Source organism: Psychromonas sp. psych-6C06, assembly GCF_002835465.1.
Taxonomy (GTDB): domain Bacteria; phylum Pseudomonadota; class Gammaproteobacteria; order Enterobacterales; family Psychromonadaceae; genus Psychromonas.
The window spans coordinates 823,110-835,254 of the sequence record NZ_PIZM01000002.1 but is presented as its reverse complement, the minus strand read 5'-3'; the positions used below and the strand labels follow the sequence as shown (position 1 = coordinate 835,254).

The 12,145-nt window shown below is 41.5% G+C and carries 9 protein-coding genes and 3 tRNA genes; 4 read left to right on the top strand and 8 right to left on the bottom strand.

The features are described from left to right. Positions 1-235: 235 nt before the first annotated feature. The 3 genes from CW745_RS06935 to CW745_RS06925 all read right to left on the bottom strand — a co-directional run bounded on the left by CW745_RS06935 (position 236) and on the right by CW745_RS06925 (position 531). Positions 236-312: transfer RNA gene (locus CW745_RS06935), tRNA-Pro, on the bottom strand. A gap of 25 nt (positions 313-337) precedes the next feature. After that, positions 338-413 (bottom strand) — tRNA-His (locus tag CW745_RS06930). 41 nt (positions 414-454) lie between these two features. Next, a tRNA-Arg gene (locus CW745_RS06925) sits at positions 455-531 on the bottom strand. 235 nt (positions 532-766) lie between these two features. On the opposite strand from CW745_RS06925, the gene rnr reads away from it, so the two are divergent. Beyond that, positions 767-3,295 (top strand): ribonuclease R, encoded by a 2,529-nt coding sequence (gene rnr / locus CW745_RS06920; RefSeq protein WP_101107911.1) that lies wholly within the window; start codon positions 767-769, stop codon positions 3,293-3,295. Between the two features lie 55 nt (positions 3,296-3,350). Continuing rightward, on the top strand, positions 3,351-4,091 hold the full coding sequence (gene rlmB, locus CW745_RS06915; RefSeq protein ID WP_101107910.1) for a 23S rRNA (guanosine(2251)-2'-O)-methyltransferase RlmB: 741 nt from the start codon (positions 3,351-3,353) through the stop codon (positions 4,089-4,091). A 79-nt stretch (positions 4,092-4,170) separates the two neighbouring features. Here the strand turns inward: rlmB and CW745_RS06910 are convergent, their stop codons facing one another. From CW745_RS06910 to CW745_RS06890, 5 genes are all read right to left on the bottom strand, one after another. Next, the gene (locus tag CW745_RS06910) at positions 4,171-5,331 is read right to left on the bottom strand and encodes a hypothetical protein (protein WP_101107909.1); all 1,161 of its coding nucleotides are present in this window, start codon (positions 5,329-5,331) and stop codon (positions 4,171-4,173) included. Next, entirely contained in the window at positions 5,331-6,140 is an 810-nt protein-coding gene (locus CW745_RS06905; protein WP_101107908.1) for a hypothetical protein, read from the bottom strand. The genes CW745_RS06910 and CW745_RS06905 overlap by 1 nt, the downstream gene beginning before the upstream one ends. Before the next feature lie 39 nt (positions 6,141-6,179). After that, on the bottom strand, positions 6,180-7,289 hold the full coding sequence (locus CW745_RS06900; RefSeq protein ID WP_101107907.1) for a hypothetical protein: 1,110 nt from the start codon (positions 7,287-7,289) through the stop codon (positions 6,180-6,182). A gap of 24 nt (positions 7,290-7,313) precedes the next feature. Beyond that, on the bottom strand, positions 7,314-9,554 hold the full coding sequence (locus CW745_RS06895) for a hypothetical protein (protein ID WP_101107906.1): 2,241 nt from the start codon (positions 9,552-9,554) through the stop codon (positions 7,314-7,316). Positions 9,555-9,950: 396 nt separating this feature from the next. Beyond that, complete coding sequence (locus CW745_RS06890; RefSeq protein WP_101107905.1) at positions 9,951-11,234, bottom strand: DUF481 domain-containing protein; 1,284 nt, start codon at positions 11,232-11,234, stop codon at positions 9,951-9,953. Positions 11,235-11,449: 215 nt separating this feature from the next. On the opposite strand from CW745_RS06890, the gene rpsF reads away from it, so the two are divergent. Continuing rightward, positions 11,450-11,830, top strand: a complete 381-nt coding sequence (gene rpsF, locus CW745_RS06885; protein WP_101107904.1) for a 30S ribosomal protein S6 — start codon at positions 11,450-11,452, stop codon at positions 11,828-11,830. A gap of 8 nt (positions 11,831-11,838) precedes the next feature. Next, positions 11,839-12,144 carry a primosomal replication protein N gene (gene priB, locus CW745_RS06880; RefSeq protein WP_101107903.1) on the top strand — a complete coding sequence of 102 codons (306 nt, stop codon included), beginning with the start codon at positions 11,839-11,841 and terminating at the stop codon, positions 12,142-12,144. The last annotated feature ends 1 nt before the right edge of the window (position 12,145 follow it).

Below are 12,145 nucleotides of genomic sequence, written 5' to 3'. Positions count from 1 at the left end.
AGAGAAGGGGAGTGAATGGGAGTCCACTGTGTGGCAGGAATTGAGACGCTTGCTCATCCTATCCATATAGCCTTAAAATACAAAAAGCCCGTAGCACTTTTACATGTTACGGGCTTTTCTAAATGTGGTCGGTGATAGGGGATTCGAATGTTTAAGTAGCCCCAGAGGTTATTTCTATAGCCTTAAAATACAAAAAGCCCGTAGCACTTTTACATGTTACGGGCTTTTCTAAATGTGGTCGGTGATAGAGGATTCGAACCTCTGACCCCCTGGTCCCAAACCAGGTGCGCTACCAAGCTGCGCTAATCACCGAAACGAGTTTTACATCTAAGAAAGATGGGGCGAATGACGGGGATTGAACCCGCGACAACCGGAATCACAATCCGGGGCTCTACCAACTGAGCTACATCCGCCACTATAAACTAAAGAACTGGTTCGTTATCTACCGAAGTATTGGCGCACCCGACAGGAGTCGAACCTGTGGCCTTTGCCTCCGGAGGGCAACGCTCTATCCAGCTGAGCTACGGGTGCTCACGTCTTTAGCGTGGCGCGAATATTACTCAAGCTTTGAATTTGTGTCTACTCTTTTTTGGCAATTTAGCAAAATTATTGCTTAATTGCTTATTGTTCAAACAATTTTAGATAATAGCTAAACTATTTTTGTTGTGTAATGGCTATTTTAAAATGCGTACAATTCATTATAAATAGGATGCTTTTCACATTTTCAGATATACTTTAATTACTTACATTATTAAGAGCCTTCATTATGACACAAGACCCGCATCTCGACCGAGAATCTCAAACTTACGAACACCCCGTTCCTAGCCGTGAATTCATTTTAGAGTTTATGGAAAAACAAGCCAAGCCAATCACCCGTGATGCTATTTTTAAAGCATTTTCACTAAGTAGTGAAGAGGAGGCGGAAGGGCTTCGTCGTCGCTTAAAAGCGATGGAGCGTGATGGACAATTAGTCTGGTGTCGAAATGCCACTTATGCGCTACCTGACAAACTGGATTTAGTAAAAGGTAAAGTAATTGGCCATAAAGATGGTTTTGGTTTTTTGAAAAGTGCAGATCAAGAGCAAGATCTTTTTTTACCAGCACATCAAATGCGTTTTCTTTTCCATGGTGATGAGATATTAGCGCAACCGGTTAAAGTGGATTCGCGAGGTAGAACAGAAGCACGCTTTGTACGTCTATTAGAAGCGCGTACTGGCACGATAGTGGGGCGTTACTTTGTCGAAGATGGCATCGCGATGGTGATCCCCGATGATTCTCGTATTAATCAGCAGATAATGATTAATAAAGAAAACAACTGTGGTGCGCGTCATGGGCAAATAGTGGTTGTTGAAATTATAAATCGTCCCAAAGCGCGTTTTAGTGCACTAGGAAAAATTACCGAAGTACTTGGGCAAGATATGCAGCCCGGTATGGAGGTTGAAATTGCGCTACGTACTCACGATATTCCCCATGAGTGGCCTAAAGGACTCGATAAAGAGCTAAAAGTATTTGGTGAGTTTGTCCCTGATCACGCGATTGAAGGCCGTGTTGATCTGCGCGACTTACCGCTGGTTACCATTGATGGTGAAGATGCACGTGACTTTGATGATGCGGTGTTCTGTCAAAAAGAGCCTGAGGGCGGTTGGCGTTTGTGGGTTGCGATTGCCGATGTGAGTTATTATGTGCGTAATGGAACCATCTTAGATAAAGAAGCGATCAACCGAGGCAACTCGGTGTACTTTCCTGATCAAGTGATTCCGATGTTACCCGAGGTGTTATCAAACGGCCTTTGTTCACTGAATCCTCAGGTAAATCGCCTGTGTATGGTCAGTGAAATGGTGATTGGTAAAGACGGTCATCTCAAAGATTATAAGTTTTATGAAGCGGTGATGAATTCTCATGCGCGTTTCACCTATACCAAAGTTGCAAAAATACTTGAGGGCGATGCGCCTTTACGTGAGCAATACAAGCCGTTAGTGCCACATTTAGAAGAGCTGGAAAACCTTTATAAAGCCTTCAAAAAAGCACGTAAAATACGTGGTGGAATGGAGTTTGAAACCTTAGAAACACGCTTCATCTTTGATGAAAATCGTAAAATTGAATCGATTGAGCCATTAGTGCGTAATGATGCACACAAGATCATCGAAGAGTGTATGATCGCGGCAAACGTGGCCTCGGCGCGTTTAATAGAGAATGCACAAGCGGCTGCTTTATTCCGTGTGCATGAAACGCCAAGCGAAGAAAAACTCACTAACTTCCGTTCATTCTTAGGTGAATTAGGCTTGAGTTTAGGTGGTGGGGATAAACCTGCGCCACGAGATTACGCCGATTTAGCAGAAGTGTTTGCAGGGCGTGAAGATAGCGAGTTATTACAAACCATGCTACTTCGCTCAATGAAACAAGCGGTTTACCAAGATGAAAACTTAGGACACTTTGGCCTTGCGTTAGGTGAATACTCTCACTTTACCTCGCCAATTCGTCGTTACCCCGACTTAATTTTGCACCGTGCAATTAAGTACCTTATTCAACATCAAGAAAAAGGCCAGTTAAAGTCTAAATGGACAGAAACTGGTGGCTACCATTATCAGCATGCTGAAATGGGCGAACTGGGTGAGCATTGCTCGATGACCGAGCGTCGCGCAGATGATGCCACCCGTGATGTTGCTGATGCTTTAAAATGCGAATATATGCAAGATCATATCGGTGATGTGATGGTTGGTACTATTGCCGCCGTGACTAATTTTGGTTTCTTTGTGCGTTTAAATGATATTCATATCGACGGGCTAGTGCATGTCACTGGGTTGATCAGCGATTATTATATTTTTGATGCAGGTAAGCAAACTTTGAAAGGGGAGCGCACTGGTCGAACTTATCGCATTGGTGATGTGTTAGAGGTAAAAGTTTTATCGGTTAACTTAGATGATAAGAAGATCGATTTTGAACTGGCTGATGAAGCATTGGCGGGGCAACGTAAACGTGGCCTTAAAAAAGGTGACAAACCAAGTAAAGATCGCCCTATTGATAAACGCGCACGTAACAAAGAAAAAAACAAAAATCGTGATAACAGCAACAAGCATAATGAGCAACCGCTGATTAAAGAGATAGACAAAGAGACCGAAGCGCAATTATTGGCACAACGTAAAGCTGCCAATAAAAAAAAGAAAAAGCCAAAACAGAAAGTAGCGCAGGGTGAAAAGAACACCGTTTCTTCGAAAAAGAAAAAAACAACGTCTAAAAAGAAACGCCCTGGTCGCGCTGCACGCGCTAAAGCCAAAGCAAGTAATACTAAAGCATAATGAATAGTAGTAGGTGGAAAAGCAACGCCACCTCATTAATAAAGAGATAAGTAAGATGAGTAAAAGTGAATTAATTTATGGCATGCACGCGGTTGATGCCCTGTTAGAGAAGCAACCTGAACGTGTGATTGAGATTTACACGCTTAAAGGCCGTGACGATCAGCGCTTGACTGACATTACGACAAAAGCCCAAGAGTGGGGTATTTCAGTGCAACAGATGCAACGCAAATCATTAGATGAAAAGTCTAAAGATGAACAGCACCAAGGTGTTATCGCACGTATTAAAGCGGCTAAAGTGTTAACGGATAATGATCTAGAGCCGATTCTAAATGAACTAAACGAGCCTCCTTTTTTACTGATTTTAGATGGCGTCACTGATCCGCATAATTTAGGTGCATGCTTGCGTAGTGCCGATGCTGCTGGGGTACATGCAGTGATTATTCCAAAAGACAACTCTGCAAGCTTTACGCCTGTCGTTCGAAAAGTTGCCTGTGGTGCGGCAGAGTCTGTGCCATTGATTCACGTTACCAATCTAGCGCGTTGTATGCGTGATCTGCAGGACAAAGGTATTTGGTTATACGGCACGGCTGGTGAAGCAGAACAAGAGGTTTACGATTGCAAGTTTGCTGGTGGCATTGCCATTGCAATGGGCGCTGAAGGTAAAGGCCTACGCCGCTTAACGCGCGAGCATTGTGATGAGTTAATTAAACTGCCAATGGCAGGTGCAGTATCAAGTTTAAACGTCTCTGTAGCAACGGGCATCTGTTTGTATGAGGTGGTGCGCCAGCGTCGTTAAACAAGTTTTACATATGGTAAAAGACAAAAAACCTCGCTATTCAAAATAGCGAGGTTTTTTTATTATTTACGTTTAACTGTTAATAAGGCATTTCTATTACAGGCGTTTCTGGAGTTGGCAGTGTTGCCATATAAGCTTCCGCTTTGGACTGCTCAAAGTATACTCTGAACGGCCCATCAGTCTCTTCTTGGGACATTGTTATTTCTTCTAATACGATGTAATCATTGGTTACCTCGGTTAGCCTGTCTTTAACATTATCAGCTTCTTGCTCAACATCTTCTGGAGATGGGGGCCATGAAGTGAGTAACAGTCCATTTTCTACTTTCCAACTACCTGTCTCAACTGTATCCGTTACAGAGCCATTGATATTAAAAGAAATACTCTCAACTGATCGCGTGCCACTTTCGTTATCGGTATCTATTACGTAAAGCGTTTTCCCGCTTAATAGCGCTTCAAGTTTAGCATTGCCTGAGTTTATCTCTTCCTCTGTATTAAGGGTTAGTATCTTATGCTCCCAGGTATAATCATCAGGTAACATCTCAATACTGGTTAACTTATATTCACGAGATGCTGATTTTTCATTATTGCGATAATCAGTTTTGTATTCGACCAGCCCCTGTCCTAAACAAAAGGTTTTCAAGTCGACGCGTCCCCATGAGCGTGTTTGCTCAACTAAAATACAATCATCAAAGTTAAACTGTCCTTGTTGATAGTTTAGTTTAGCGAGTAACGATATTGACTCAATGTCTTGCACTGTTTCATTTTTGTCTGCGTCTGTTTCGCAACTATTTTTAGCGTACACTTTATATTTTGCAAAGTTTGAACCTGTATTACCTATTTTTAATGAAGGGTAAGGTATATTTTGTAGCGCCTCTGTAGTTCTAGTTGGAGAGCATTTATCCCAGCTATTTTGGATTCTATTAAGCTCTCCATCAAACCATTCTCCGGCCCATTCTAACTCACCATTATTGTAATCAAACTCACTACTGTTTTTCATACCGTCATCAGTGAGCACAATGGTATGCTCTTGTCCTTCAATGTTGGTAGCTGTTAATATTGCAATCCCTTTTGGTGATTTGATATAAGCGTTAATATCAATCAGATTTGGGCTTACGAGTTTTCCTTGCTGATCAAATACGACTTTACCATCAATTTTTATTTCGCCTTTTACATCTAAAGTAGCAGCGTGAGTGACGCTCATTACCGATAGTGCTGTCATTGTTAAGATAAGTTTTTTCATTATTGTTTTCCCTCTAGGTTAGGCGAAGAAAGCGCATTGACTCGTTGATATAAAAGGCCGTTGTTACGCATTTTCAGCTCTACTAAACCTAAATCTCGACAATAAGTGCGTACTTGCTCGCCCCACATGGTCTCCCTTAATACCACAATACAATCATCCGACACATAACCATTTTGATCATAGCTGGTTTTTAACAGCACTGTGCGATGGGTGACTTCTAGTAGCTCTTGGTCTGTGTATTCTTCAATATTTACGGCAGGCTCTGCATCACTCATTAGGTCTGTTTCGGTACATGTTCTTGTTCGATCGAAAGCTAAGCGTTCAACACTGGATAGCTTTTCTCCTAACTTAGTCATGCTAGGCCATGAGCTAACCTCTGTTGTATAATCACTGACGGTGATACATTCTGATTTGAAGTAGGAATCACCACTTGTAGATGTCATTTTCGAAGTAAAACCAGAAGCTGTTCGGTTATACCACTCTCCTTTCCATGTTTCTTTACCATCAATTGTATTAACTTCACTGGTAAATTTATCGTATTCATCATAGCCAAACGTCATGGTGTAGTACTGTCCATCTTTATAACCCTCGAAATATTGATAGCTATTAATGCGAGTGTCATCGATGTCATATGCTTCGAGATCGATAATATCACTGTTAGCAGTGGCGGTGGTGCCTTGGCTATCAATGACTTTGTTACCATAAATTTGAATTTCCCCTTTAACGTCAAGGGTTGTAATGGTTGTTGTTTCTGCATGCACAATACTGGAAACAGCAAGCGCAATGAGTGTTAATGTTATCTTATTCATTAATCTATCCTCACAATTTGTGATTAAATTGGTTACTGTTTACTGTACTTCACTAAATGTTGTGCGTTGCAATATGACCTCTTGCCAATCATTGTCCGAATTAGGCGCCTCTCTATGCTCAACAAGGCCAATGCCAGCACAATAAGTGTTTGTTTCTGGGCCATTGTTATCATCATCATATTGATTATAAAGATCGTTGCTTTCACGCTCTTGAAGCACAATACAATCGGTTAATAGTTGAGCGCCCAATTGATAAGTGGTTCGCATTAGTGGTGTCACAGTATCCATTTCAAAACTGACATGATTAACTTCATTATCATTAACGCCGTCAATAAAGTTATTCTCTCGAACTGACTCCTCTGTCACGTTATCTGGTAAGCCGTTTGGAAAGGTGAAGGTGGTTTCACAGTAGCGAGTACCTGTTACTTGCTCTTTTAAAGCGATAGAAGTTGGAACACCTAATATTGCAGTCGTAAATTCACTTTTATTGATCGGTGTAAAAGTGAGTTCTTCACTGCAGGTTTCAGTGCGAGTTACATCTATTTGATAACCTTCATAGTGCTCGTATTGCTCTACTTTCGGATCTCCATTTTCATCATATTCATGACCATATTGCTCATACCCCCATTCATCGAGTATCGGAACACCATTTTCATCAACAATGAGAACGTACTTAAGGCAGGGCTCTTGCATTCCAGTAGGTTCATTCGTTTCAGGATCCCATATATCACACATAGATGTGCGCATTTCTATCTCTTCATGCCAATGTTGCCAAGTATGGCTATGGGGTTCTCCATCATCGCGGTTCTCTGTGTAAGAGCCATCATTATTGAAGATGGTGGATTCTTGTTCGGTAATTTCCCCAGCTTTTGTTCTTGTAAAAGAAGTTTCATTGCCATGGTCATCAAAGGTGACGTTTACAATATCGTCACTGACGTTTTTATTGGTAAAGGTGTAATATCCCGCAGGCCAAATACGATATTGTGTCAAATCGATAAGGCTGGTATCAATTACTTGCCCTTCGGCGGTGATAACGGTTTTGCCATTAACTTTAATATCGCCATGGACATCAAGAATGGCATCTCCCGCGGATGCGTAGACAGATGTCATTACGCTTAATGCGGTTAATGTGAGTGTAAATTTATTCATAATATAAACTCCTAAACTGTCCAGTTATTTAATAGTTAATTTGCCTTCAACGATTAAATCGCTTTCAAGGATAAGTGTTTGTGAATTTTCAGGTAGAGTGATTGTAATATCTTGATTTGTATTAACTACGCCACTCTCTAATACCGCTTTTGCTGCTTCTGCTGCAGCAAGTGCCGCAAGTCGCTCTGCTTCCAAACGCTCTTCTTCAGCTTTAATAGCAGCAAGGCGTTCCTCTTCAGCTTTAATGGCTGCGAGACGAGCTGCTTCTGCCTGTTCAGCTGCCAAACGCTCTTCTTCAGCTTTAATGGCAGCAAGACGCTCCGCTTCTGCTGCTGCCTCTGCTGCTGCTTTTGCCACCTGTTCCGCTTCAATGCGCTCAGCTTCAGCTTTCTCTCTTGCAATACGTGCTGCTTCTTCTGCTGCTAATTTAGCAACTTCTTCCGCTGCAATACGTGCTTCTTCTGCTGCCAATTTAGCTTGTGCTTCTGCTTCTTGTGCTGCCAGTAAGGCCTCTTTTTCTGCTTGGAGGGCTGCTTCTGCTGCTTGAATCGCGGCTAAGCGATCAGCTTCCGCTTTTTCAGCAGCTGCTTGCGCATCTGCTACCTCTTCAGCATTAGCAGCGTCGAGTAAATCTTGTGCAGCTTTTTCAGCCGCCGCTATAGCCGCAAGTCGTGCTGTTTCAGCTTCAGCTTCTGCTTCTAGACGAGCCTGTTCAGCAAGGGCTTCAGCTTCGGCTTTAATTTTTGCAGCTTCAGCTGCTGCAAGCGCCTCTAACCTTTCGCTTTCTAAACGCTCTTGCTCTAGTTGTTTTGCTGCCTCTGCTTTCGCTTTTTCAATCGTAGCTAGTTCTTCTTTGAGTGCTAATGCTTCAGCTTCAAGAGCCGCTTCGGCCTCTGCTTTTGCTTTGGCTAATTGTGCTTGAGCTTCCGTTTGTTTTGCATCTGCGAGCGCTTTTTCAGCATTTGCCTTTGCTAGCTCGGCAGCTGCCTGTGCTTCACTATCAGCTGTTTCAATTGCCGCCAGTCTTGCAGCTTCCGCTGCTTCTGTGGCTGCTTGTGCAGCTTGTGCATCTGCAATTGCTTTTTCTTCCGCTTCTGTTGCTTCTCGTTGTTCTTTTTGAAAAGCTAGCTTGTATGCGGCCAGTTGTTCTGCTGCTGCTTTTTCTGCATCCGCTGCTAATTTCTCTGCCGCAGCTAGCACTAATTGAGCTTCAGCGAGTATTTTTTCAGACTCCGCCTTGGCAAGCTCTGCTGCTAACCTGTCTGCTTCTGCTTTGGCTTCGCTTGCAGCAAGTTTATCGGCTTCAGTTGCATCGTCTTTTGCTGCTTGAGCTTCCGCTTCTGCTTGCAGTATTGCAGCTGCTTCTTTAGCCACTTTTGCGTCAAGCTCAGCCTGCAATTTAGCTTCACTTTCAGCTTGTAACTTAGCTTCAAGAGCAACTTTTCGGCGTAACTCATCAAGTGCTAACGCTTCTCTTTTTATTTGTTCAAGTACAATATTTAAATCGGTGACTGCATCTGTAATCGCGTCCAATTGGGTATTTGCATTATCATCAACTTTAGAAGTGCTGACGGCTCCAGTTGGCATTGCACCTTGATCAACCAATTTAGTGGATAGATGTCTAATTAAAATGTCGTTAGTGATATCAGCCGTGTCTTCATCAGCGGTATCTTCTACCTTTTTAATATAATCACCTAACAGCACATCAAGGTCTGTATCACTCGGTAAATTAAAATCATTAACGACTTTAGTCGCTGCTGTTTCTGGGGTTAAGTTTTCATCTTGAATCATCATCATATTAACAATAGTAGTCATTGGGGTGATGATGCTTTTACCTGCAGGTGCTGTCATACTATAAGGTTTAGTTTCTGCTGCGCGTTTACCATCAACTAATGGTGTATCCATATCAACGGTAAGCCCTTCGATGACCTCAACTAATACCTTATAGTCAGCGACTAACAGCCCATCTGGAATAGCTAGGTTATATTGCCCTTGTTCATTGCCTGCATTATCACTAGGTTCATCGTCATCACATTTACCGTTACTGTTAATGTCTAAGCAAACTAAAGCGCCCTTGAGATATCCATCAATTGCTGTGACAGAATAATTTGTGTTTGCTACGGGTAATATTTCTGGGCTAGGGGAGGCTGTTGCTTCTGGTGTAGTTGGCGTGGTTGGTGTAGTAGAGCTATCACTCCCACCTCCGCCACAAGCGGATAAAGAGTATGCGAGCGCAAGCGCGAGTACTATTTTTGATTTTTTCACTGTGATTTCCTTATAAAAAACGACATGGTATCAAAAGAATGACAACAAATAATAGAGGGTGGGAGAGGGGGAGTGGTTTTTTTATTTGCTATTGTTTGATTTAAATCATATTGAAAATAAAGTATGTGTAAATATGTAGACATGGTCACATGCGTAAAATAAGACCGATACGAAGAAGGTGTAAATAGCCTCGGTCTGAATAAGCAAAGCGATACAACAATGCTATTTTCGCGGGCTTCTATGTTAAATTACAAGTTATTGCTACACTCATTCACCTAAATTACATAAAACTCACTGCACTGTATCTCAATAATCCATCATCATTACTCTCTGAGTCAAAACACTATAACGGTTTCATTAACCTGAATTGAAGGTAAATAGAAAAGAATGGGTTAATTAAAACGCATATAGCAAGCTTAACCCGCTTGATATCTCTTCGTTAACAGTATCAATAGGCACATTTTGGTTATATTTGAAATCAAAGCTAAAAATTAAATAGAGTTCTTGGTAGATGCGATTTTGTGCTTTTAAATTAAGGTTGTAGACACTATTTTCACGACCTGTTTCTAATGTGGTGTCCATTGAAACTTGTAAACTATCACTGAGCACTCGCTCATAGTTTAATCGTGTTCGCACGATAAATTCATCAACAGAAACGGCATCTTCTCCATAGTTTGGTTTTGCGAAACGATAACCCGGACCAATTTCAACATTGAATTTATGGCGTTCAGTATCAAAGAATATACGCCCATACCCTGCTGTAAATATATCTTCACGCTCATAGCTTGAAAATTGACTTCGGCTAATGTCACTACGAGCAAAGACTAAGTTTACCGGGCTTAAATTATAATCTGACTGTAATTGCCAACGGTACTTATCGGTGCTCTTCTCGCCATCTTCATTTTCGAATTCGAAGTCTAAATCACTATTGATATTGTATTTTTCCGGCTCATCGTAATCGAGGATTAGGCGACCATTGAGTGAACGAGTGACCTGATTATCCTGCTCGTAGGCGAAACCAAACTCAACAGAACCAGAAAAGTTATCTGTTTCTGTCACTATTATATCGGTTTGTTGTTCTATTAAATGTTCTGTATGTCTTTCTGTTATTGGCGCTTTTTTCTTAATCAAATCAGGTTGTTTATCGATTGATTTTTTGACTAATTGAATATCGCTTTGAAACAAGGGTAATACTTTTTCTGTTTTCTGTAGCGTTTCTATTTTTTGTCTTTGTTGCTGCAACCTCGTCTCTTGTGCGAGCAGTTCTTTATCAACAATTAATAGGGCTTGCTTTAAGTCCGCATTCTTTTGTTTAAGCGATGCTAATTGTTGTGATTGTCGACTATTTTTTTGTTGCTCTTTTTTTATCGCACTGTTTCTATTTTCAACTTGCTGTTGAGTGTATATTAGTTGTGATTGCAGGCTCTCTTCCCGTGATGGCAGAGGCTCTCTAAATGGAAAGTGAAAGTTATCCATTGAAGAGAGTACATTTTCTTCTCTGAGCACGATATTAAATAGTGTCGGAATATGTGTTGGTTGTGGAGACACGGTAACCTGTGTATTTGTTGAAGAAGACTCGGTAGCGAGCTCTGGCTGTGTTTTATCGGTAAATAGCCAAACATTCGCAGAAAGAACCGCGATATTTACTATTAAGATATAAAACCACCCTGAATTTGCCAAATTATACTCGTTTATTGCGCCACAAAAGAGGCTATTTTAGATAGTTAGGTCATAGATGCAATCACTGAAATCGAAATGCAAACTTATCTTGCGTTATGTCACATCAAACTGTACACTTTGTCGCCTTAATTCAGCCACTCTTTTTGTTCCTTGCTTCTATTTGGTCCGGCTGAGCCAAGTCAAGAAGCTACTAACCCGTAAGGAGCGATTTTTATATGCGTCATTATGAAATCGTAGTTATGGTTCACCCTGATCAGAGTGAACAAGTAAATGGTATGGTTGAGCGTTACACAGCATCTATCACAGAAGCTGGTGGTACGATTCACCGTCTTGAAGATTGGGGCCGTCGTCAACTGGCTTACCCAATTAACAAACTTCACAAAGCGCACTATGTTCTTATGAACATTGAAGCAGAGCAAACAGTAATCGATGAATTGGAAACAGCTTTCCGTTTCAACGATGCAGTGATCCGTAACATGATCATGCGTACTAAAGCTGCTGTTACTGAAGCATCTGTTGTGGCTAAAGCAAAAGAAGAGCGTGCTCCTCGTGCTCCACGCCCAGAGTTTGCTGCAGAAGAAACTGCTGAAGCATAAGAAACTTAGTGACTGAAAACTTTTTGCGCCTATCGGGTGTTGTAACTGAAAAGCCAACATTCAAAGTTAGTCCAAGTGGTGTTGAACATTGTAACTTTACAATCGAACATCGCTCAGTGCAGAAAGAGGTTGAGCTACCACGCAACGCATATTGTTATATGCCAGTTGCAATAAGTGGAACACTCGCCACTCAGTTAAAAAATAAATTATCGAAAGGTATGCAACTTAGGGTAAGTGGTTTTATCACTTATCAACAAAGCGCCAATAAAGTTGGCAAATTAGTGTTGCACGCTCAGTACATAGAACAAATTTGAG

Excerpts from the sequence above, each read along its gene's own strand:
- rnr (WP_101107911.1), top strand. The coding sequence starts at position 767 with ATGACACAAGACCCGCATCTCGACCGAGAATCTCAAACTTACGAACAC.
- rlmB (WP_101107910.1), top strand. The coding sequence starts at position 3,351 with ATGAGTAAAAGTGAATTAATTTATGGCATGCACGCGGTTGATGCCCTG.
- CW745_RS06910 (WP_101107909.1), bottom strand. The coding sequence starts at position 5,331 with ATGAAAAAACTTATCTTAACAATGACAGCACTATCGGTAATGAGCGTC.
- CW745_RS06905 (WP_101107908.1), bottom strand. The coding sequence starts at position 6,140 with ATGAATAAGATAACATTAACACTCATTGCGCTTGCTGTTTCCAGTATT.
- CW745_RS06900 (WP_101107907.1), bottom strand. The coding sequence starts at position 7,289 with ATGAATAAATTTACACTCACATTAACCGCATTAAGCGTAATGACATCT.
- rpsF (WP_101107904.1), top strand. The coding sequence starts at position 11,450 with ATGCGTCATTATGAAATCGTAGTTATGGTTCACCCTGATCAGAGTGAA.